The organism is Psychroflexus torquis ATCC 700755 (assembly GCF_000153485.2).
GTDB classification, from domain to species: Bacteria; Bacteroidota; Bacteroidia; order Flavobacteriales; family Flavobacteriaceae; genus Psychroflexus; species Psychroflexus torquis.
Genome location: NC_018721.1, coordinates 1,035,960 through 1,059,189, shown reverse-complemented (window position 1 = coordinate 1,059,189; position 23,230 = coordinate 1,035,960). Strand labels below are relative to the sequence as shown.

The 23,230-nt window shown below is 36.8% G+C and carries 18 protein-coding genes; 10 read left to right on the top strand and 8 right to left on the bottom strand.

All coding sequences use genetic code 11. The features are described 5' to 3' along the window. Positions 1–141: 141 nt before the first annotated feature. The 7 genes from groL to miaB form a co-directional block, all read right to left on the bottom strand. A complete protein-coding gene (groL, locus tag P700755_RS04565; protein ID WP_015023567.1) occupies positions 142–1,773 on the bottom strand; it encodes a chaperonin GroEL in 1,632 nt (543 codons plus the stop codon). 27 nt (positions 1,774–1,800) lie between these two features. Then, a complete protein-coding gene (locus P700755_RS04560; RefSeq protein ID WP_015023566.1) occupies positions 1,801–2,076 on the bottom strand; it encodes a co-chaperone GroES in 276 nt (91 codons plus the stop codon). Positions 2,077–2,215: 139 nt separating this feature from the next. After that, a complete protein-coding gene (gene secG / locus P700755_RS04555) occupies positions 2,216–2,539 on the bottom strand; it encodes a preprotein translocase subunit SecG (RefSeq protein WP_015023565.1) in 324 nt (107 codons plus the stop codon). Then, positions 2,539–3,306 carry a hypothetical protein gene (locus P700755_RS04550; protein WP_015023564.1) on the bottom strand — a complete coding sequence of 256 codons (768 nt, stop codon included), beginning with the start codon at positions 3,304–3,306 and terminating at the stop codon, positions 2,539–2,541. Before P700755_RS04550 ends, secG begins: the two co-directional genes overlap by 1 nt. Further along, positions 3,306–3,806 carry an LptE family protein gene (locus tag P700755_RS04545; protein ID WP_015023563.1) on the bottom strand — a complete coding sequence of 167 codons (501 nt, stop codon included), beginning with the start codon at positions 3,804–3,806 and terminating at the stop codon, positions 3,306–3,308. The genes P700755_RS04550 and P700755_RS04545 overlap by 1 nt, the downstream gene beginning before the upstream one ends. Further along, entirely contained in the window at positions 3,806–5,077 is a 1,272-nt protein-coding gene (locus tag P700755_RS04540; RefSeq protein WP_015023562.1) for a sigma 54-interacting transcriptional regulator, read from the bottom strand. Before P700755_RS04540 ends, P700755_RS04545 begins: the two co-directional genes overlap by 1 nt. A gap of 14 nt (positions 5,078–5,091) precedes the next feature. Continuing rightward, complete coding sequence (gene miaB, locus P700755_RS04535; protein WP_015023561.1) at positions 5,092–6,549, bottom strand: tRNA (N6-isopentenyl adenosine(37)-C2)-methylthiotransferase MiaB; 1,458 nt, start codon at positions 6,547–6,549, stop codon at positions 5,092–5,094. A gap of 210 nt (positions 6,550–6,759) precedes the next feature. Between miaB and topA the strand changes: the two genes are divergently transcribed. The 7 genes from topA (at position 6,760) to P700755_RS04500 (ending at position 16,405) form a co-directional block, all read left to right on the top strand. Next, a complete protein-coding gene (gene topA, locus P700755_RS04530; protein WP_015023560.1) occupies positions 6,760–9,396 on the top strand; it encodes a type I DNA topoisomerase in 2,637 nt (878 codons plus the stop codon). 9 nt (positions 9,397–9,405) lie between these two features. Continuing rightward, positions 9,406–10,557 carry a formimidoylglutamase gene (locus P700755_RS04525; RefSeq protein WP_015023559.1) on the top strand — a complete coding sequence of 384 codons (1,152 nt, stop codon included), beginning with the start codon at positions 9,406–9,408 and terminating at the stop codon, positions 10,555–10,557. A gap of 74 nt (positions 10,558–10,631) precedes the next feature. After that, positions 10,632–11,987: a T9SS ring complex lipoprotein PorK/GldK gene (gene porK / locus P700755_RS04520; RefSeq protein ID WP_015023558.1), complete on the top strand. Its 1,356-nt coding sequence runs from the start codon at positions 10,632–10,634 to the stop codon at positions 11,985–11,987. Positions 11,988–12,020: 33 nt separating this feature from the next. Next, on the top strand, positions 12,021–12,671 hold the full coding sequence (gene porL, locus P700755_RS04515) for a type IX secretion system motor protein PorL/GldL (RefSeq protein WP_015023557.1): 651 nt from the start codon (positions 12,021–12,023) through the stop codon (positions 12,669–12,671). 24 nt (positions 12,672–12,695) lie between these two features. Beyond that, entirely contained in the window at positions 12,696–14,264 is a 1,569-nt protein-coding gene (gene porM, locus P700755_RS04510; RefSeq protein WP_015023556.1) for a type IX secretion system motor protein PorM/GldM, read from the top strand. 10 nt (positions 14,265–14,274) lie between these two features. Next, entirely contained in the window at positions 14,275–15,300 is a 1,026-nt protein-coding gene (porN, locus tag P700755_RS04505; protein WP_041758619.1) for a type IX secretion system ring subunit PorN/GldN, read from the top strand. A gap of 55 nt (positions 15,301–15,355) precedes the next feature. Beyond that, on the top strand, positions 15,356–16,405 hold the full coding sequence (locus P700755_RS04500) for an NAD(P)/FAD-dependent oxidoreductase (protein WP_015023554.1): 1,050 nt from the start codon (positions 15,356–15,358) through the stop codon (positions 16,403–16,405). Here P700755_RS04500 and P700755_RS04495 read toward each other — a convergent pair. Further along, positions 16,377–16,772, bottom strand: coding sequence for a DUF983 domain-containing protein (locus P700755_RS04495; protein WP_015023553.1), 396 nt, complete (start codon positions 16,770–16,772; stop codon positions 16,377–16,379). The genes P700755_RS04500 and P700755_RS04495 overlap by 29 nt on opposite strands. Before the next feature lie 63 nt (positions 16,773–16,835). On the opposite strand from P700755_RS04495, the gene P700755_RS04490 reads away from it, so the two are divergent. From P700755_RS04490 to P700755_RS04480, 3 genes are all read left to right on the top strand, one after another. Then, the gene (locus P700755_RS04490) at positions 16,836–18,746 is read left to right on the top strand and encodes an ABC-F family ATP-binding cassette domain-containing protein (RefSeq protein ID WP_015023552.1); all 1,911 of its coding nucleotides are present in this window, start codon (positions 16,836–16,838) and stop codon (positions 18,744–18,746) included. A gap of 62 nt (positions 18,747–18,808) precedes the next feature. Next, a complete protein-coding gene (locus tag P700755_RS04485) occupies positions 18,809–19,966 on the top strand; it encodes an efflux RND transporter periplasmic adaptor subunit (protein WP_015023551.1) in 1,158 nt (385 codons plus the stop codon). Next, a complete protein-coding gene (locus P700755_RS04480) occupies positions 19,963–23,226 on the top strand; it encodes an efflux RND transporter permease subunit (RefSeq protein ID WP_015023550.1) in 3,264 nt (1,087 codons plus the stop codon). Before P700755_RS04485 ends, P700755_RS04480 begins: the two co-directional genes overlap by 4 nt. Positions 23,227–23,230: the final 4 nt, after the last annotated feature.

Here is a 23,230-nt window from a genome sequence, read left to right as displayed (position 1 = left end):
CCGACATTTGAATGCCAAATTGGTATAATTCTCTAAAGATTTATTTGAAGTTCTAATGATAACCCACTTTTAAAATGTAAAAATGAAAAAAGCCGCTTCTTTTTAGAGCGGCTTTAATTTTACTCTATATGGGCTGATGACTTACATCATTCCCGGCATTCCGCCTCCCATTGGTGGCATCCCGCCGCCACCATTATCGTCTTCCTTTATGTCTACAAGAGCGCATTCAGTAGTTAAAATCATTCCTGCAACCGAAGCTGCATTTTCCAATGCAATTCTCGCTACTTTCTTAGGATCTATAATACCTGCTTTTATCATATCCACATAAGTGTTGGTTTTAGCATCGTAGCCTAGGTCACCTTCTAAGACTTTATTGATAACTACAGAGCCTTCACCACCTGCATTTTCTACGATAGTTCTCATTGGAGATTCAATCGCTTTTGCAATAATGTTGATTCCTGTTTGCTCATCGGCATCATCACCTTTAAGCTTAGAGAGTGCTTTAAGCGCTCTGATGAAGGCAACGCCACCACCAGCAACTATACCTTCTTCTACCGCTGCACGAGTAGCATGTAAGGCGTCGTCCACACGGTCTTTCTTCTCTTTCATTTCTACTTCAGAAGCAGCTCCTACATATAAAACTCCAATTCCGCCAGATAATTTAGCTAGACGTTCTTGTAATTTCTCTTTATCATAATCGCTTGTTGTAGATTCTACTTGAGCTTTAATTTGATTCACACGGTTAGTGATGTTTTCTTTTTCACCACCTCCATTTACTATAGTTGTATTGTCTTTATCTAAAGTGACATTTTCTGCAGTACCCAACATATCTAGAGTAGCGTTTTCTAGTGTAAATCCACGCTCTTCTGAAATAACAGTGCCTCCAGTTAAAATTGCGATATCTTCTAGCATAGCTTTTCTACGATCACCAAATCCTGGTGCTTTTACAGCAGCTATTTTTAAAGAACCTCTCAATTTATTTACAACAAGTGTAGCTAAGGCTTCACCTTCGATATCTTCTGCAATAATCAATAGTGGTTTACCACTTTGAGCAGCTGGTTCCAATACAGGAAGTAAATCCTTCATAGAGTTAATCTTCTTATCCACGATCAAAATGTATGGATTCTCAAGATCAACAGTCATTTTTTCACTATCTGTGACGAAATATGGAGAAAGATAACCTCTATCAAACTGCATACCTTCTACAACTTCCATGTAAGTTTCAGTTCCTTTGGCTTCTTCAACAGTGATCACCCCTTCTTTACCTACTTTACCAAAAGCTTCTGCAATTAATTCACCGATTTTTTCATCGTTATTTGCTGAAATGGAAGCGACTTGCTTAATTTCTTCTGATGTATCTCCAACAGATTTTGCTTGTTTCGTTAATTCTGCAACAACAGCTTCTACAGCCTTGTCTATTCCTCTTTTAAGTCCAAGTGGGTTAGCTCCTGAAGCTACGTTTTTAAGTCCTTCATGAACAATAGCCTGAGCTAAAACAGTTGCTGTAGTGGTACCGTCACCAGCTAAATCATTGGTTTTGGAAGCCACTTCTTTAACCATTTGTGCTCCCATATTTTCTAAGGGATCTGCAAGCTCTATTTCTTTAGCAACGCTTACCCCATCTTTGGTAACCATTGGTGCACCAAATGATTTACCTATAATCACGTTACGACCTTTAGGCCCTAAAGTCACTTTTACGGCGTTTGCTAAAGCATCTACACCTCGCTTAACACCATTTCTTGCTTCTATATCAAAAATTATATTCTTTGCCATTATATTGTGGTTTTGTTTATTTGTGAATTATACTATAGCTAAAATGTCGTCTTCTCTCATGATGAGATAATCATTTTCTTCATACTTTAACTCTGTACCTGAAAACTTTCCATAAAGAACTATGTCTCCAACTTTCACAGTCATCGTATGCTTCTTTTTACCATTCCCAACGGCAACCACTTTACCGCGTTGTGGTTTTTCCTTTGCGGTTTCTGGAATAATAATTCCAGATGCTGTTTTGGTTTCTGCGGCTTGAGGCTCTATAAGCACTCGGTCTGCCAAAGGTTTAATGTTTAATGTCATTATAAATATTTTTTTTGGTTTAATTTTAAAAATAGTAGTCTAAAAGCGTGCCAATAAATAAGGGCTGTCAATTACCAACAAAAAATGCCAGCTTGTCATAAGCTGGCATTTTGAAATAATTTAGAATCCCTGTTTACTGTTACTCTACAGGTGGTAAATCGTTAGATTGTGTATTTTCAATGGGAGCTTGAATACCGTCCAATAATTTTGAATCTTGAACAGCTCTATTGTTTATAATAGTAACGTTTGATAATAAGATTAAAATCAGTAATAAGGTGGCTAAAGCCCATGTGCTTTTATCAAGAAAGTCAGAGGTTTGCTTGACGCCTCCAATTTGTTGAGATCCTCCTCCTCCAAAAGAAGAGGAAAGGCCTCCACCTTTAGGATTTTGAACCATGATAACAACGATAAGTAGGAATGCTACTATTAAAATTAAAACTAAAAATATGGAAAATGTACTCATTATAATTTATTTTCTTTAAGTCTTTCTATTTCTTGAATTTGGTCTGCAAAGAAAGAACTTTTTTTGGGATTATTCAAAATTAATATCTTAAATGCTTGGATCGCTTTATTATATCGCTTTTGTTCAGTGTAAACTCTAGCCAAAGTCTCAGTCATAAGGTGAGTTGACGGCTCATACTTGGCTTTTATTTTTTCTGCAGATTCATAAGATTTCGTAGGAACAATTTTAGGGTTATTCCTTATAAATTCGTCTATGACTCTAAACTGAGGATTGATCTTTAACTCACTTTCTTTTTTATCTATGGGTTGTAATTGAGTTAACTTCAGCCACTCTTGAAAAGAATGAGCATCGGAAGAATTAATATCCAAAGGCTGTCCTTGTTTGCTAGATTTTGATTCTTCTTTCTCTACAAAAAGGTCTGGATCGTTAATTTGGTCAGCCATCTGTTTATTAATCTCAAACCCTTCATTTGAATGTTCTCTATTTCGCTCAATCAGCAAATCAATTTTATTGGCAACATCCAGTTGATGAAATTTTTCAGATGTAATAAAATCAAACAAAACGGATCGGTCCTGAGTATAAGCAGCCGTAGTTTTCAAAAAGGTATTGTATTGAAAACTCCCATAGTAGTTCTGTAATTTTAGCTTTATAGCATATAAAGGTTGGAAATAGGGATACTTGAGAATCATCTCAGTAATAGCTGTTAAGCTATTCACCTCAAATTCCTTTGGAGATTTAATAAGATTTAAAACCGTTTCTTTGTCCATTACCAATTTGTTAAAGAGGCATTAAATATATCCTGAGTAATCCTTAGGTACACTTCTTCAATAGCTACATCCCTTGTAGCGCCACTTAATTGTTCGTTTGCTGGAAAATCAAAATAAAATGAAAAATTTTGTTCAAAATCTTTTTCTGGATCTAAAGTGTTATAAAATCGAACATTTACGGCAATGGTTAGTCGATTTTGGGCAGCTCGGCTATCTGCTGTGGCAGTCATAGGCGCCACGTAGTATCGAGTGATTTCTCCCTCATAGACAAGATCTGCATTGGAGTTTGTAAGGCTCAATTTGGTCTGGTTTTGTATTAAATCTTGGAGTTGCAACGTAAAATCTCTATCAATACCTGGTTCAATGAGTTTGGCATTATTTTGAAAGAAATTCACTTGAAAGGTTTCTGCATTTCCAGTGTCGGCTCCTGTAAAAGAATAATAACCACACGACTGTAGACTAAAAATCAGCACTAAAATTCCAATTATTTTTATCTTCATTATAAATCGTATTGCTTTATTTTTCTATATAGTGTTCTTTCGCTAATTCCCAATTCATCTGCAGCAGGCTTTCGTTTTCCTTGGTGTCTATTCAAAGATTTTTTGATGAGTTCCACTTCTTTATCTTGAAGCGACAAAGTCTCCTCTTCTTCGATATCCTCAGCATAATCGTAAGGATTTTCTATGTGTTGCTCAATCGGCTTTGTTTTCTTTTTTTCAGGGATTTGCAAAATTTCTAGCTGCTCTTGATGAGATTCTTCAGAGAATTCTTTTGTGTCGGAATCGCCGTATACTTTCCTAATTAAGCTTCTGTTTTCTTCTTTAAAGGCTTCATCATTTTCTTTTTCCATGAACTCTAGAGTCAATTTCTTAAGATCATGAAGGTCGTTTTTCATATCAAAAAGAACTTTGTAAAGAATTTCTCTTTCGTTGCTAAAATCGCTTTTGTTGCTTTTTGATTCTGAAATTACAGAGGGTAGATTGGAACTGTTACTCGGTAAATAATGCGTTAGTATGGCTTCATCCACTTCTCGGCTAGTCTCTAATACTGATATTTGTTCAGCAACATTTTTGAGCTGTCTGATGTTACCTGGCCAGCCGCATTTTTCTAGCGCTTTAATGGCTTGGTCTGTCAAACGTATCGTTGGCATTTTATATTTAATCGCAAAATCTGAAGCGAACTTTCTGAACAATAAGTGAATATCCGATCGGCGTTCTCTTAAGGGGGAAAGTTGAATTTCAACAGTATTGAGTCTGTAGTATAAATCTTCTCTAAATTTATTTTCTTTTATAGCTTCAATCATATTTACGTTGGTTGCCGCAACGATTCTAATATCAGATTTTTGAACTTTAGAGGATCCTACCTTTATAAATTCTCCAGTCTCTAGAACTCTCAAAAGCCTTACCTGAGTGGTGAGGGGTAATTCTCCTACTTCATCTAGAAAAATAGTCCCTCCGTCGGCTTCTTTAAAATAGCCATCTCTGGATTGATTGGCTCCTGTAAAAGCCCCCTTTTCGTGTCCAAATAATTCACTATCAATAGTGCCTTCTGGGATAGCACCGCAGTTTACAGCGATATATTTAGCGTGTTTTCTATGAGAAAGGGAATGTATAATTTTGGGTAGACTTTCTTTACCAACTCCACTTTCTCCTGTGACCAAAACAGAAATATCTGTAGGTGCCACGCGTATAGATTTTTCTATAGCCCTATTGAGGTTGGGGTCGTTCCCTATAATTTCAAATCGCTGCTTAACAGCTTGTGGAGATTCCATATTTTAAATTTATTTTAAGATGAAAGAGCTTGCATAGGACCATAACCAACAGGTTCGCCGATTAAAGTGGCACTTGTGCACTTTTCCATTTTTACTAAAACATAATCTCCTAATTTGTAGTCTTTTTTAGGAAAGACAACGGTTGTGTTTTGAGTGTTTCGTCCGCTCCATTGTGAGTCGGATTTTTTAGATTCTTTTTCAACTAAGACCTCTTCAATTTTGCCGAGATGCTGTTCCGTTCTAAAACGTGAATGTTTTTGCTGAACGTCTATGATTTCTTGAAGGCGTTTTTTCTTTGTAGCCTCTGGAATATCATCTTCAAATTTCTTGGCGCCAAGAGTTCCTGGTCGCTCAGAATAAGCAAACATATACCCGAAATTATATTTTACATTTTCCATTAAGGATAGGGTGTCTTTGTGATCTTCTTCTGTTTCTGAAGGAAATCCAATGATCATATCTTGAGAGATACCGCAGCCAGGTATTATTTTTCTAATATTATCTATCAACCTAAAGTATTCTTCGCGGGTGTGTAGCCTATTCATTTTCTTTAAAATCCTATCACTTCCACTTTGTACGGGAAGATGTATATAATCGCAAATGTTGTTGTGTTTTGCCATGACTTCAATCACATCTATCGTCATATCCTGTGGATTTGAAGTAGAAAAGCGAATGCGCATTCCTGGCTGAGCTTTTGCTACAATGTCAAGTAAGTGTGAAAACCCGACTGCTGTAGCTTTTTGCATTTCCGTTGCGCTTTTGAAATCTTTTTTCAAACCGCCACCATACCACAAATAGCTATCTACATTTTGGCCTAGTAAAGTGATTTCCTTAAAGCCTTTACTCCACAAATCATTTACTTCATCAATAATGCTTAAAGGATCACGGCTTCGTTCTCTACCGCGAGTAAATGGTACTATGCAAAAGGTACACATATTATCACAGCCTCTTGTAATCGACACAAAAGCGGACACACCGTTGCTTTGCAAACGTACCGGTGAAATATCTCCGTAAGTTTCTTCTTTAGATAAAATCACGTTTATGGCATCTCTACCACTTTCAACCTCCTCCAGTAAGTTTGGTAAATCCTTGTAGGCATCTGGTCCTACAACCAGGTCTACAATTTTCTCTTCTTCAAGAAATTTACTTTTTAAGCGTTCTGCCATACAGCCCAAAACGCCTACCTTCATAGAAGGATTGATTTTCTTGACCGCGTTATATTTTTCCAACCGTTTTCTTACCGTTTGCTCTGCTTTATCTCGTATAGAACAGGTGTTAACCAAAACAAGGTCAGCTTCAGAAAGTTCGTTGGTAGTATTGTATCCTTCTTTATTCAATATAGATGCTACGATTTCACTATCGCTAAAATTCATAGCGCAACCGTAACTTTCAATGTAAAGTTTCTTAGTGTTATTTTCCTTCTTTTCTTTAACCAAGGTTTGCCCCTGTAGAGTCTCATCAATAATCTTCTCCATATGAAGTTGTAATATTTTAAGCAAAGATACAAGTTATGAAATTACTGACAAACTGTCATTTTATCAATTTTATGAGTTATAAATTTAGTTCCTTTAGCAAAATTTGCTTTGGTATAAGATGTTGAAATCGATTTGAAAAGTTACTTTATAGCGCTTTCTAAAATTAAAATCCAAAAATTCGTATACTTTTGTATCATAAATAAATCAACAATGGCAAAAAATCTAGTAATAGTTGAGTCTCCTGCCAAAGCTAAGACAATAGAAAAATTTTTAGGTAAAGATTATAAAGTGGCCTCAAGTTTTGGTCATATTGCGGATTTACCGTCTAAAGAGCTGGGGGTGGATGTAGACAACGACTTCAAGCCTACATATATAGTTAACGCTGATAAGAAAGATGTTGTTAGAAAGCTCGCCAAACTAGCAAAAGAATCCGAAATTGTTTGGTTAGCGAGTGATGAAGATAGAGAAGGAGAGGCCATAGCTTGGCATCTAGCCGATGAACTGAAGCTAGAAGAAAAAAAAACCAAGCGAATTGTCTTTTCCGAAATTACCAAATCAGCTATACAAAAGGCGATAAAGAATCCGAGAGAAATTAATTATAATTTAGTTAATGCTCAAAAAGCGAGACGGATTTTAGACCGTTTAGTAGGGTACGAATTATCTCCAATCTTATGGAGAAAAGTGAAAGGGGGCCTTTCTGCCGGTAGAGTTCAATCGGTTTCCGTTAGATTAATAGTAGAGCGGGAAAGAGAGGTATTAAACTTCGATCCTCACGTATTTTATAGAGTAGATGCTCAATTCCAAACTACAAATGGCGCAAGCTTTAAAGCAAAACTACCTAAGAACCTTGAGTCTCAAATAGAAGTAGAAGATTTTTTAGAAATCCAGAAACAGGCCAATTTCAATGTAGATGACTTGACCAAAAAACCTGCAAAAAAATCTCCAGCACCACCATTTACGACCTCTACATTACAACAAGAAGCTGCTCGGAAGTTATATTTTTCTGTTAGTAAAACCATGAATATGGCTCAGCGACTGTATGAAGCTGGACATATCACCTACATGAGAACCGATAGTGTAAATTTATCTTCTCAAGCTAAAGAAGGAGCTGAAGATGAGATTAAAAGTGCTTATGGTGATAAATACCATAAAGCTAGAAATTATAAAGGAAAGTCTAAAGGAGCACAAGAGGCCCATGAAGCTATACGACCAACAAATTTTGCTGAACATCAAATCGATGCAGAACGGGACCAACAGCGTTTATATGAGCTGATTTGGAAACGGGGTATTGCTTCGCAGATGAGCGATGCTGAACTTGAAAGAACCAACGTGAAGATATCTTCAGATAAAGACGATCGTCACTTTACGGCGAACGGTGAAGTTATTAAGTTTGATGGATTTCTAAAAGTTTATCTAGAAGGTCAGGATGAAGAAGACGAAGAGCAAAGTGGATTGCTTCCAGCCATGTCTGTAGGAGAGAAATTACAGAATTCTTATATTCAAGCGACAGAGCGCTATTCAAGGCCACCGTCTAGATATACAGAAGCGTCTCTAGTGAAAAAATTAGAAGAATTAGGAATTGGACGCCCATCGACTTATGCTCCCACGATTTCGACAATTCAAAACAGGAAATATGTCGAAAAAGGAAGTATTGACGGTACCGATAGAGAGTATATTCAATATACTTTAAAAGATACCGATATAAAAAGTAAAACATTATCTGAAAAAGTAGGAAGCGATAAAGGCAAACTTGTGCCAACAGATGTTGGTATGGTGGTTAATGACTTTCTGGTGAAACATTTTGAAGCTATTTTAGATTATAATTTTACGGCTAAACTCGAACAAGACTTCGATGAGGTTGCTGAGGGTAACGCCAAGTGGACCAGAGTGATGAGTGACTTTTATGTACATTTTCATCCTAAGGTCATAGACGTTGCTGCCAATGCAGAACGAGAAGTAGGCGAGCGAGTCTTAGGAGAAGACCCTGTATCAGGCAAACCTGTGAGTGCACGTCTGGGAAAATTTGGTCCTATGGTTCAAATTGGTTCTGTGGAAGACGATGAAAAGCCTAGGTTTGCAAGCCTAAAACCCAGTCAAACCTTATCTTCTGTGACTTATGAAGAAGCCATGGACTTATTTAAACTTCCCAAACAACTGGGAGAATATAAGGAAGAAGAGGTGGAGACCAACATTGGCCGTTTTGGTCCTTACGTCCGGTTTGGCAAAAAGTTTGTCTCTTTAGAAAAAGATGATGATCCTTTGGACGTCACTTACGATCGTGCTATTGAGCTTATAAAGGCAAAAGAAAAAGCAGAAGAGCCCGTATGCTATCATAACGAAAAAGGAGTCCAGAAAGGAGTAGGTCGTTTTGGTCCGTACTTGAAATGGGACGGCATGTTCATCAATGTGAATAAAAAATATGATTTTGACAATCTTTCTGAAGAGGATATCGTTGAATTGATCGAAGATAAAATTCAGAAAGAAAAAGATAAATTAATCCATCATTGGGAAGAACAAGGTATAAAACTAGAAAAGGCAAGGTGGGGACGTTTTAAACTTTCTAAGGGAAATACAAAAGTAGAATTGCCTAAAACTACGGAAGCAGAAGGAATGGCGTTGGATGAGGCTGAAGCTATTTTAGCCAAAAACACAAAGACTAAGAAAAAAACGACTAAGAAAACTGCTGTAAAAAAGACAGCTGCGAAGAAAACAACTGCGAAGAAAACTGCTGCTAAAAAAACAACTGAGAAGAAAACAACTGAGAAGAAAACTGCTGTGAAGAAAAAGCCAGCTAAAAAAACGACTGCCAAAAAGAAAACAAGCACAAAAAAGACAACTAAATCTTAACCCACGTTAATGGCATTCGAATTTTTAGAACCTGTTCATCCTGAGCTTCAAAATAAAATTAAAAATTTCTCAAACCAAACCTTATCAAATTACGTCAGTTTTTTTGATGAGGATGAGGACATTCAGCTCAATAAGTTTCAGTTAGCTATAGTGTGTATTAAAGAGGAAAGAAATAGTGTCTATCCAAGAAAATCAGATTTTTTTTATGAGGAAATAAGGTTGAGCTTATATGCGATGTATGTAGGTAATTGGCAAGTGGATATTATTGATTTAGGAGATATCAACAGGGGGGATAAGGTTTCCGACACGGCTTATGTAGTAAAAAATATACTGTCTAGTCTTTATAAGAAATCTATTTTGCCTATTATTTTAGGAGGGAGTCAAGACCTCACGTTTTCGCAATATAGAGCCTACGACGGAATTAAATATATGATCAATTTAGCAACAGCAGATCATAAGTTTGATATTGGTAATTCAGAGTTACCAATGGATAGTCAATCTTATGTGGGTAAAATGATTATTGATGAGCCTTATAACTTGTTTAATTTTGCTAATCTGGGGTATCAGACGTATTTATCTCCTCAAGAAGAGATTGATTTAATGGAAAAACTTTTTTTTGATGCACTAAGGTTAGGAACTCTGAAGTCAGATTTCACAAAGGCTGAGCCTATCTTAAGAGACACTGACTTGTTTAGTATTGACATACATTGTGTTAAGTCTTCAGAAATTGCTGATCCAAATCACGAAAATATTAACGGATTCAGCACTTTTGATTTATGTAAGCTGTGTAGATATGCAGGTATGAGTGATAAATTGAGTTCTTTTGGTGTTTATGAATTGCAGTCGATGCAGAAATCTGAAGGACTTATCAGTTTGATAGCTCAGATGTTATGGTATTTTGTAGAAGGTTTTAGTTTGAGGTTAAATGAGCACATTACTGAAAAGAGCCCGAATTTCATAAAATATAGTGTTCCGATCGAAGATGAAATTTTAGTTTTTTTTAAGAGTGAGATTTCAAATCGGTGGTGGATTAAAATACAAAATGAAAATAATGTTTATAAACCTTCGTTATTAGCTTGTGATAAACAAGATTATATTGATGCGACAGGATCTGTGATTCCAGATAGATGGTTGAAAGCGAAATATAAAAACACCACTTAGTTTGAATTTATTTTAATTGTTGTTAAGAAAAAAATTGTTTATTTGTAGTCAGACTTGAATTTAATCATTTTGTTATGAAATTATATTTTACATTTTTTAAAGGCTTTTGCTTTGCATTTATAGCTCTTTTAGTCTTGAGTTGTGGAAAAAGTGACAAAGGTCAACTTGTAGGAGTGGAAGGGAAGAGATGGTACCCAGAAAAGCCCTTTGGGATGGTTCTAGTCGAGGGAGGTTCCTTCATTATGGGTAAGTCTGACGATGACTTGGCTAGTGTCCAAAATGCTCCACCTAAAACAGTTACAGTTCCTTCCTTTTATATGGATGAAACTGAAATCACAAATTCTGAGTACAGGCAATTTGTTTCTCATGTCAGAGATTCTGTAATTAGACAGAAATTGGCTGAAGCAGCAGAATTGGCGGGAGATGGAGATGGAAATAATAACCGTTCTGTCCAAAATTTCGCTTTTAAGAACACGAATTCAGATGATGATTTAAGTCCATTTCAGGAATTTTCTAGATATTATGACCCATTAGATCAAGCTTTAAATTGGAATACAGAAATTATTTGGGATCCAGCCCAATATCCAGATGAAGACTATGTTTATGTCATGGATGAGTTCTATCTCTCTAACGACCAGTCCTATAATGGACGAAGAATGCTTGATGTTACTAAATTTAAGTATAGTTATAAAACGATAGATCTCGATGCCGCTGCAAGAGCTAAAGGGGTGCGAACCAACTTTATTACAGAAGAAGAAGTAATGGTTTATCCAGATACAACAGTTTGGATTAAAGATTTTAATTACTCTTACAACGAGCCTATGCATAATGATTATTTTTCTCATACAGCATACGATAATTATCCAGTTGTTGGGGTGACTTGGGGCCAAGCAAAGGCTTTTGCGAATTGGAGAACCAAATATCTGAATGATTTTAGAAAACAAAAAAAAGAAGCAAACGTCAATTTTTTTAGATTGCCTTCAGAGGCAGAATGGGAATACGCTGCCAGAGGTGGTATAGAAGGTGGGACTTTCCCCTGGGGTGGGCCTTATGCTAAAGACGATAGGGCTTGTTTTTTGGCTAACTTCAAGCCTTATAGAGGTGATTATGCGGCTGATGAGGCTTTATATACAGTAGAATCTGATGCTTACGAACCCAATGACTACGGTTTATATAATATGTCTGGAAATGTTGCGGAGTGGGTTAATACGTCCTACGATCCAGCTTCTTATGAATACATGTCATCTATGAATCCTAATGTAAACAACTCTGAAAATAAGCGTAAAGTTGTTCGTGGAGGGTCTTGGAAAGATGTAAGCTATTATCTGCAAGTAAGTACAAGAGATTATGAATATTCAGATTCTGCAAGAAGTTATATTGGTTTTAGAACCGTACAAGATTTCTTAGGGAATTCACTTTATTTAAATTAAAAAAAAGAAAACTAAACAATCAAATATTTTATTATGGCAAACTCAAACAAAAGAAAGAAAGTAATGAGTATGGTGTATGGCCTTGGAGCGGCTATTGTAATTATTGGGGCACTATTTAAAATTCAGCATATTTCTATTGGACCTATAACAGGTGGTTTAATGTTGACTATTGGGCTTATTACTGAGGCAGTAATATTTACAATTTCAGCATTTGAGCCAGTAGACAAAGAACTAGATTGGGAAAAAGTTTACCCAGAATTAACTGGAAATAATCCTTCATCTAAAAATCCAAAGCAAGATTTGAAAGAGGAAAGTGGTCTTTTATCACAGAAATTAGATGATATGCTTAAGGAAGCAAAGATAGATTCTAAACTTATGGAGAGCCTTGGAGAAAGTATTAAAAACTTTGAGGGTGCTGCAAAAAACATTGCTCCAACAACAGATTCAATGAATTCGCAAAAGAAATATGGTGATCAAATTTCAATGGCTGCTCAACAAATGGAGTCCTTAAATAACTTGTATAAAGTCCAAGTGGATTCAGCTATGCGTCAAGCTGAAGTTAACGAAGCAGTAACAAATAATGCAGGAAAGCTCAAAGATCAAATGGAATCCTTAACCGCTAATTTAAATTCTCTTAATGGTGTTTATGGCGGAATGTTAACTGCTATGAGACCAAAAGCTTAATTATAATTATATAAATTTACCATTATGGCTGGAGGAAAGGAAACCCCAAGACAGAAGATGATTAACATGATGTATTTAGTCTTCATTGCAATGCTAGCTTTGAATATGTCTAGAGAAGTATTATCTGCATTTGGAACAATTAATGAATCCTTAGAAGATACCAATACTAATTTTGAAGACAAAAATGATGCAGCACTTGCGGGTCTTGCTGTGAAGGCTGATGAATCTGAAGAGCAATTTAAAGAAGTTTTCAAAAATGCACAAATTGTCTCTACAGCAACTTCAGAATTATTCACCTATTTCGCTGGGCTCAAAGAAGGGATGTATAATTCAGTTGAAGATCCAAAAGACTATGAAACTATGGATAAATCATCTTATGCAAATGAATTATTTGTCAAAGGTGAAAAATTAACACCAGCCGGAGAAGAGTTCTTGATTAAGATGAGATCCTATAAAGATAAGATGAATCAAACTTTAGCGGGTAATACAAAGTATGATGTTTTTTTATCCACTATTAATGATAAATTTAGTGGAGATCCAGTTTCTCCTGATTCTGGGGTTAAGAATGCCAAAGTAAATTACGTTAGACATCATTTTGTTGAATATCCATTAATTTCATCCATAACTAAAATTACCGCTCTTCAAAATAACTTAAAGGTTCTTGAAAATGAAATATTATCCTCTATGCTTTCTGGTCAATTAACTCAGATTGCTTCGATGGATAATTATTCAACCTTATTAGAACAAAGTAGAGGCGCTTATTATCAAGGTAATATATTTGATGGATCTATCGTTTTAGGTCGTACTGATAGTGAAACCGTTCCAAATGAAGTCAAACTGACCTTAGATGGTAGACGTCTTGTTAAGGGTAAAGATTTCACACTCGAAGGGGGCCAGGTTAAGCTAAATGTTAGCGCAGGAAGTGTTGGTGATCATAAAATTGAAGGTGTCCTTATTTTTATTCAAAATGGTAAAAATATACCTGTTTCAGTTGACAAATCATTTTCAGTAATTCCTAAGCCGAATCAAGCGATTGTTTCAGCCGATAAAATGAATGTGGTGTATCGTGGTATTGAGAATCCAATTACGGTCTCTATGCCAGGAGTACCAGAGAATAAAGTCAATGCATCTGCTGATGGTTTGAGACGCATAAAGGGTTCTCAATATATGGTGAAACCTACAACTGGAACTGAATTAAAAATTAATGTAACTGGTGAAATTGAAGGAGAAATAATTCCCTCTTCAGCGATTTTTAGAATTAAAAGTTTACCAAGACCCACGCCTACAGTAAGAGGACAGATACAAGAGGGTGCTGCTATACAGATGCCTAAGAATGCTCTAAAGATTTCCCCAATCGGTGCTACATTTGAAAATTTCGATTTTGATATTACTCCAGTTGTTAAGCAATTCACGCTAAGTATTCCAGGACAGCCCTCAGTCGTTGTCAATGGTAGCAGAATGGATTCAAAAGCACAAGGCCTTTTAGATTTAGCTAGAGCAGGAGATATTATTCAAATATTCGATATTAAAGCTGATGTTCCTGGCGTGAACGTTAAAAATATGCCCGCAATATTAGTCCAATTAACAAACTAAAATGATGATGATGAGTTATTCAAATCTTAAATTCTTTTTATATTCAGCGATAGTTCTAAGTTCAAGTTCAGCTTTAGCGCAGTCGTCTAATATTCTGAACGCTTCCGAACCTTCACAGGTTGGTGTACTCACAGAAAGTCAAAAGATTTCTGATGATGATAAGCCACTTGAATACGGATATATTGGTGATAGAGATATTTTATGGTCTAAGATCGTTTGGGAAAAGATAGATTTAAAGCAAAGAATTAATTTCCCTTTGCTCTATCCTACACAAGATGGTGCTTTTCCAAGAGGAAGACGCTCTTTGTACAAAGTTCTCTTAGATGCTATTGAAGAAGGTTCTGTGGACTCTACTTCCACTTCTGCAATTACAGAAGTGTATGCGACAAGTTATTTTAATAAGAGAAAAACTTACGCAGATATTTTAAGCTCAACGAAGTCGCTTTTTCTCCCCGATGTAGCTCTAGATGTTTTAGGCCAATATGGTGTTACAGGAACAGAAAATGTTCAAACATTTATCAATAGATCTTTAGTAGGTAAACTTTCTGAGTTTCCACAACTTTACTCTCAAGAGCTAGTGGCAAAGATGGAGCCTTTTTTGATTCCTACTGCAATTACAAGTAGGGATATTCTTGAATATCATATTAAAGGGATGTGGTATTTTGATAAGCTTCAAGGTGAAATGAAATACCGTCTGCTTGGCATAGCTCCAGCAGGTTTCGATATTCAGAGCCAAAATCAAAGCTTCTCCGGTAATCCACAAATTGTTCCTTATTTTTGGGTTTGGTTTTCTGATGCTAGGCAAGTACTGCACAGCGCAAAAGTTATAAATAATAATAATAGTTCAATGCCTTTTAGTTTTGATCATCTTCTTAACTCTAGACGTTTCGATGCATTTATTTATAAAACTCAAAATGTTTATGAAGATAGAGAGATTTCAGATTATATTCAAGATAATGCCTTACTGCAACTTTTGGAGTCCAATAGAATAAAAGAAGGAATTAGAAACTTTGAATTGGATATGTGGAATTACTAAACCTTATTCTTTTTAAAACCTTTAAATTAGCCCTTATAATTGTAAGGGCTTTTTTATGAAAGATGTTTTGATTGTCGGGTTTGGTATTTCTGGTCTATGTGTAGCCAGAAGGTTAGAGGAATCTTCTAAAACCTTTGACATTATATCAGATGAAAGTCAGCAGTCCTCAAAAGTAGCTGGGGGAGTTCTTAATCCTGTAGCTCTAAAACGTTATAATTTAGCCTGGAATGCGGCTAAATTTATGCCTGAAGCAATTGATTTCTATACTCAATTCAATACTGATTATTCTGAATCATTTTTTGAAGCCATTCCTGTTTATAAATTATTTTCTTCTATTGAAGATCAAAATAATTGGACAGTAGCCTCAGACCAGCTTGCTCTTGAGCCATTTATAGATCCTGTTATCCAAAAGGTGTCCGCTTCAGTATCGTCTTCTTTCAAACGTGGGCAAGTCCTTCAATCTCATCTCCTTCATTTAAAAAGATTGTTAGCTATTCAAAAAAATAAATTTAATACACTTCATAACTTTAAAAGTGAATCCTTTTCATATGCCGATCTGAAAGTCGGCGAGGATCATGTAAGTTACCATGAGAACACATACCGCAAGGTTATCTTTTGTGAAGGCTATGGAGTGCATTCCAATCCCTTTTTTAATTGGCTTCCCCTGTATGGGAACAAAGGGGAGTATTTGATATTTGAGTCAAAAGACCTAAAGGCCAATTCAAGTATCTTGAAATCGCGTTATTTTATTATTCCCCTTGGAAATGATATTTATAAATATGGAGCAACTTATTCTAGAGATGAGCTTAATGACTTACCAACCACAGAGGGTAGAAAAGATCTTGTGGAAAAACTATCAGAGCTTATTCAGTGTGATTTTAAAATTATAGATCAGATTGCGGGAGTTCGCCCTACTGTAAGAGACCGAATACCTGTTTTAGGCAAGCATCCAGAGCATCAACATCTCTATATTCTTAATGGATTTGGAAGTAGGGGGGTGATGTGTGCACCAACTTTATCACGTGAATTAACGGAACATATATTCGAAGGGAAACCTATTGATAAGGAAACTGACATTAATCGGTTTTTGAAATTTTATTCTTAGCATCTTTATCGTAAGATAAGAATAAATTAATCCATATGTTTCTAGCTAGCCTCATGTTAATCGGCATCATAAGGACTAAGACTACAATAATAGAGATGAAAGAGGGGATAACTCCTAAACCTACAATGAAATAGGAGGTAATAAAAGCCGCGACTGAAAATGCAACTCCCAGGCCATAACTAACATACATAGCTCCATAAAAAAAGGAAGGTTCTATTTTGTATTTAGTATCACAAACAGAGCATCTCTTATGCATGTCGTAAATTTTATTCAGTTTGAAAGGATTGGATTCTTTATACATTTTATCCCCATGGCATACCGGACATTTTCCTGTAAATACGCTGTATAATTTTGAGCCTTTAAGCATTTTTAATAAAATTTAGCTTTGTTGAGTAAATATAACAATATTTGCAGAAATTTTAAGTAACATATGCTACATATTCATAATCTTTCCATTTCATTTGGTGGAGAGTATCTTTTTAAGGAGATCAGTTTCAAGCTAAGCTCAGGAAACAGGCTAGGTCTCATAGGTAAAAACGGAGCCGGAAAATCAACAATGCTTAAAATTATCTCTGGTGAAATGACCTTAGATACAGGTCAAATTGCAAAAGATAAAGAGATAAGTATCGGTTTTTTAAAGCAAGATATAGATTTTCAGCAAGGAAGAACCGTTTTGGAGGAAACTTATCAGGCTTTTGAAGCTATAAAAACGATAGAATCCAAATTAGACCATATCAATCATCAATTGGTAGAAAGAACAGATTATGAAAGCGAATCTTATAATCAGTTGATGATTGATCTTAATGATTATCAGCATCAGTATGAGATTTTGGGTGGTTATAATTACCAAGGAGAGACAGAGAAAGTTCTAAAGGGCCTTGGCTTTACAACGGAAGGATTTGAAAAGCAAACGGATACCTTTTCTGGAGGCTGGAGAATGCGTATAGAGCTTGCTAAACTGCTTTTACAGACCAATGATATTTTACTACTGGATGAGCCCACCAACCACCTAGATATAGAGAGTATTCTATGGTTGGAAGGCTTTTTACAAAATTTTGCTGGTTGTGTTGTTATCGTGTCTCACGATAAGATGTTTTTGGATAACGTCACCAATAGAACGATCGAGTTGTCTTTAGGTCAAATTTACGATTATAATAAACCTTATTCCAAGTTCAAAGTTTTAAGAGAAGAATTGAGAGAGCAACAATTGGCTTCTCAAAAGAATCAGCAAAAGGAAATTGAACAAACCGAAAAACTGATCAGTAAGTTTAGAGCCAAAGCTAGTAAAGCGTCTATGGCTCAATCCCTCATTAAAAAACTTGAAAAAACTGAAGTCATCGAAGTGGATGAAGAGGACAACAAAGTTATGAATGTCAAATTTAGCACTTCTAAAAACCCTGGAAAAGTTGTGATTGAAGCAGAAGACCTTTCTAAAGCCTTTGGAGAGGATACGGTTTTTAAAGATGTAAACTTTCTTATAGAGCGGAATTCCAAAATAGCTTTTGTAGGGCAGAACGGTCAGGGGAAATCTACTTTGGCTAAAATTATTGTAGGAGAACTTGAGCATGGAGGACACATAAAGCTAGGCCATAATGTCCAGATTGGATACTTTGCCCAAAACCAAGCAGAATATCTAGACGGCAATAAAACTGTTTTAGACACTATGCTTGATGCTGCTAACCAAAGCAACAGAAGCCGTGTAAGAGATATTTTAGGGTCATTCTTATTTAAGGGAGATGACGTAGGCAAGTTCGTTAAAGTCCTTTCTGGAGGAGAGAGAAACCGTTTGGCCTTGGCCAAAATGTCGTTAACTCCCTTCAATGTTTTGATTATGGATGAGCCTACCAACCATTTAGATATTCAATCTAAAAATGTTTTGAAGGCAGCGCTTAATAATTTTGAAGGCACCCTGATTTTAGTATCGCACGATAGGGACTTTCTTCAAGGTTTAGCAGATTCTATCTACGAATTCAGAAATCACCAAGTCAAAGAATTTCTAGGGGATATCAACGATTATTTGAAATATCGTGAGCTAGAGTCCATGCGTGAAGTTGAAAAAAAGGACAAACAAAAAAAGCAAGAGAAAACAGCGAATTCAAACAAAAACGACTACGAATTTCAGAAGAAGCAAAAATCCCTTCAGAATAAACTAAGCGGAGTAGAGTCTAAAATCTCCAAGTTGGAAAAAGAAATCAAGAAAAGTGATCAAGATCTTGTCTTGAAATATGAAGAGACTATAAAACAACCTCACTTTTTTGACACTTATAATGCCAAAAAAAGCCAGTTGGAAACTCTCATGAAATCTTGGGAGGACCTTCAGGTTAAAATTGAAAGTCTTTAAGTTTTCACAAAATTTTAAAGTAGGGTGTAACCTTCATCCTTCTGTATCGTCCTAAAAGTACTATGAGAAAAATTATATTATTCGTCCTTGGGGTTGTTTTATTGGTTGGAGCTATTTTTGGAGCCAAGTTTATCATCGATAGCAAAGAACCTCCAGAAACAAAAATCCGAAAAACTGTCAAAACTGTATTTGTAGAGACCGTTCATAACTCTACGGTTCCAATCCTTATTCCCGCCAACGGGAATCTTATAGCTAAACATAGGGTAGAGCTTTATGCTGAGGTGCAAGGGGTCTTTAAATTTAGTGCAAAGCCCTTTAGGGCTGGACAGAGGTATAAAAAAGGTCAAGTTTTGATCAAAATGGATGCATTAGAATACCGAGCTTCGGTACAATCTGCCAAGAGCGATTTGTATAATCAAATCACAGCTATCATGCCCGATTTGAGACTGGACTTCCCTGAGGTCCATCCAAAGTGGCTTAACTATCTCAACCGCTTTAACATTGATAAAGCGGTCCTACCACTTCCTGAGTCTAAAACGGATAAAGAGCGGTTTTTTATTTATGGTAGAGGTATCAATACAGCCTACTATAATGTTAAAAATTTAGAAGAGCGCTTGGTGAAATACAAAATTACGGCGCCTTTTAACGGGGTACTGATCGAGGCTCTTGTGACTGAGGGTACTCTTATACGAAGTGGGCAAAAGTTGGGTGAATATATCGATCCTGAAGTCTACGAGCTCCAAGTAGCAATTGCTAAAGAGTATGCCGACCTCTTACAGGAAGGGGAATCAGTTTCATTAAGCAACAACAAGAAAACACAAAGCTATACCGGTACAGTGAGTCGAATTAATGCTAGTATAGAACAGTCGACTCAAACTGTAAGCGTGTTTATTGAAGTCAGAGGCTCTTCTTTAAAAGAAGGCATGTATTTAAAAGCTGATATTGAAGCGAAAAAAGTAGAGAATGCTATCGCTTTAGATCGCAGTTTAGTAAACGATAGCGATGAGATGTTTGTAGTAAAGGATACTATTTTAAGCACTATTAAGGTGCAACCCATCTACTTTTCAGACAAACACGTCGTGGTGAAAGGAATTCCTGACGGAGAAGTTATTTTAGCGAAGCAAATTTCAGGGGCTTATAAAGGCATGCTGGTTAAAGTTGTTGGCGATAGTCTAAGCAAAAGCGAATCTAATACAAGCCTAGAAGCGGTTAACCAATGAGAAAAATAATCTCTTATTTTATAAAGTACCATGTGGCTGTGAATGTCATGATCTTAGCTTTCGTGATTTTTGGTGTTGTCGGGATGTTTAGCTTACAATCGTCCTACTTTCCTTTGATTGAGTCGGAAATCATCACTATAAACGTGACTTATCCGGGGGCTGCTCCTGAAGAGATTGAGGAGGGTATTGTTCTCAAGATTGAGGACAATTTAAAAGGACTGGTTGGTGTAGAACGGGTGACTTCAACTTCCCGTGAAAATGGAGGAAGCATCACGGTTGAAATCGAGACCGATGAGGATATTGATGTCATGTTGACCGAAGTTAAAAATGCAGTAGATCGTGTGCCCAATTTCCCCTCGGGTATGGAACCTTTGGTGGTGGCGAAACAAGAAAACATTCGTGAAACCTTCGATTATTTTGTAAGTGGTGAAGATGTAGATCTTGCCACTCTGAAGCAGATTGCGAGGCAAATGGAATATGATCTACGAGCTATGGACGGACTCTCGCAAATTGAAATCGAAGGGTATCCTGAAGAAGAAATTGAAATCGCTGTAGATGAAAATAATTTATTGGCCTATAACCTCACCTTCGCTGAAGTTGCTGAAGCCGTATCTAGAGCTAATATTTTGACTACTGGCGGAAGTATAAAAACAGAAGCAGAGGACTTTCTTATTCGGGCTGATAATCGGTCTTATTATGGTAAGGAATTAAATAATTTGGTGGTGAAATCTCAACCGGACGGGACACTAGTGACTCTAAGGGATGTGGCGACTATCCGTGATCGATTTTCGGAAACTCCCAATGCGTCTTATATCAATGGGAGAGTAGCGGTAAGTGTCAATATTTCAACGACCAACAACGAGGATCTGATGGCTGCAGCAGAAAAAGTGAGGCAATACGTCAAGGAGTTTAACGAGAAAAACGATACCATTGAAATTATCGTGGAAGACGACCGGAGCATTACTTTAAGTCAGCGTACCGATTTGTTGATTGAAAATGGAACCGTGGGTATACTTTTGGTTTTGGTGTTTTTATCCCTTTTTCTAAATACACGTTTGGCTTTTTGGGTGGCCTTTGGTTTACCGATTTCGTTTTTGGGTATGTTTATTTTTGCTAGTGCCTTTGGAGTGACTATCAACGTCTTGTCTCTTTTTGGAATGATTATCGTGATCGGAATCTTAGTTGATGATGGAATAGTAATTTCAGAAAATATCTACCAGCACTACGAAATGGGGAAAAAGCCTGTTCAGGCGGCCATCGATGGAACTATGGAGGTGCTCCCCCCGATTATCTCAGCGATTATCACCACCGTATTGGCCTTTTCTACCTTTTTGTTTTTGGACAGCCGTATCGGTAAGTTTTTTGGTGAAGTGAGTATAGTGGTTATTTTAACCTTGGTAGTCTCATTAATTGAAGCTTTAATCATTTTGCCGGCTCACATTGCCCACTCCAAAGCTTTGGTAAGGGATAATGAAGCTGATAAAACTAAGAAAAGCGGTCTTGATCGTTTCTTTAAAAAGTTGAGAGGACTGAATGTTTACGGTGACCGAGTGATGGTCTTTTTGAGAGATAAGTTTTATGAGCCTGTGGTGAGGTTTACAGTCAAAAACCGATTCATCAGCTTTGCTATTATAACAGCTATGCTTATTTTGACTATTGGTTCTATTAAGGGAGGTGTTGTAAAAGTGACCTTATTTCCTAGTATCGCGAGTGATCGAGTAAGTATAGATCTGTTGATGCCTGAAGGGACTAACCCTAAGAAAACAGACAGTATAATCTCTATGGTTGAAGATGCAGCCATGAGAGTAAATGAAGACTTTTCTGCTCGCCAATCTGGCAATAAGCAAGTGGTACGTAATATCGTTAGGCGAGTAGGCCCTGGGAACAACAAAGCTTCTCTGCGTGTTAATCTTTTGCCAGGTGAAGAGCGTGATTTTGGATCTCCAGAAATCACCAATGCCATCAGGGAAGAAGTAGGAGAAGTCTATGGAGTAGAACGCCTTACCTTTGGTTCTGGAGGAAACTTTGGAGGCAAGCCCGTTTCGGTTTCGCTCTTAGGAAATAATTTGAATGAGCTAGAACGAGCCAAGGAAGAGTTGACAGCAGTTTTAGAAGACAGTTCTTCGCTTAAGGATGTGACCGACACCGACCCTTTGGGGATCAAAGAAATATCAATAGATCTCAAAGACGAAGCTTACGCCCTCGGACTGAGTTTAGGTGAAGTGATGAGTCAAGTAAGAGCTGGTTTTTTTGGGCTACAGGCCCAGCGCTTTCAAAGAGGTCAGGATGAAATTAAAGTTTGGGTAAGATACGATCGTGAAAATAGGGAGTCTATAAATGATTTGGACGATATGCGTATTGTAACGCCTACTGGAGATCGTGTTCCTTTTGGAGAAATTGCTAGCTATACGATCCAAAGGGGAACAGAATCGATAAGTCATTTGGATGGATTGCGGGAGATACGGGTAGAAGCGGATATGGAAGATCCCAATGCCAGTGCTACAGATGCTATTGCCAATATCGATGATAATATTTTACCAAGTATTTTATCAAAATATCCTAGTGTTTCTGTCTCTTACGAAGGCCAAAACCGAGAAGCAGATAAGTTGACGGATTCGGCCAAGAAAGTGTTACCTGTGGTTCTATTTCTCATCTATGCAGTAATTGCCTTTACCTTTAGAAGTTACAGTCAACCTCTACTTCTCATGCTGCTTATCCCGTTTAGTATTATTGGAGTAGCCTGGGGGCATTATTTGCATGGATTCCCAGTCAATATATTATCGCTTCTTGGAGTTATTGCTCTGGTGGGTATTATGGTGAACGATGGGCTAGTTCTTATAGGGAAATTCAATGCCTATCTTCGGGAAGGGATGTCTTTCGATAATGCACTTATCGAGGCAGGTAAGTCTAGGTTTAGAGCTATATTTTTAACCTCGCTCACAACGATAGCCGGGATTGCACCACTGCTATTAGAACGCAGTAGACAGGCTCAGTTTCTTAAACCAATGGCTATATCCATAGCCTATGGTATTTTTATTGCAACTTTTCTCACCTTATTATTTTTGCCACTATTGCTTTCAATAACAAATTCAGCAAAGACAAAATACAAATGGTTGGTGACCGGCGAACATGTTAATAAAGAGTCTGTTGAACGGGCTATAAAAGAGCAAAATGAAGAGATACAGCGCCAAGAAGAAATCGATGAGGCCAAAAGCAAGGCAGAACAAGAGAAAAACCAACTTCAATATCTAGACAAATAAGCCG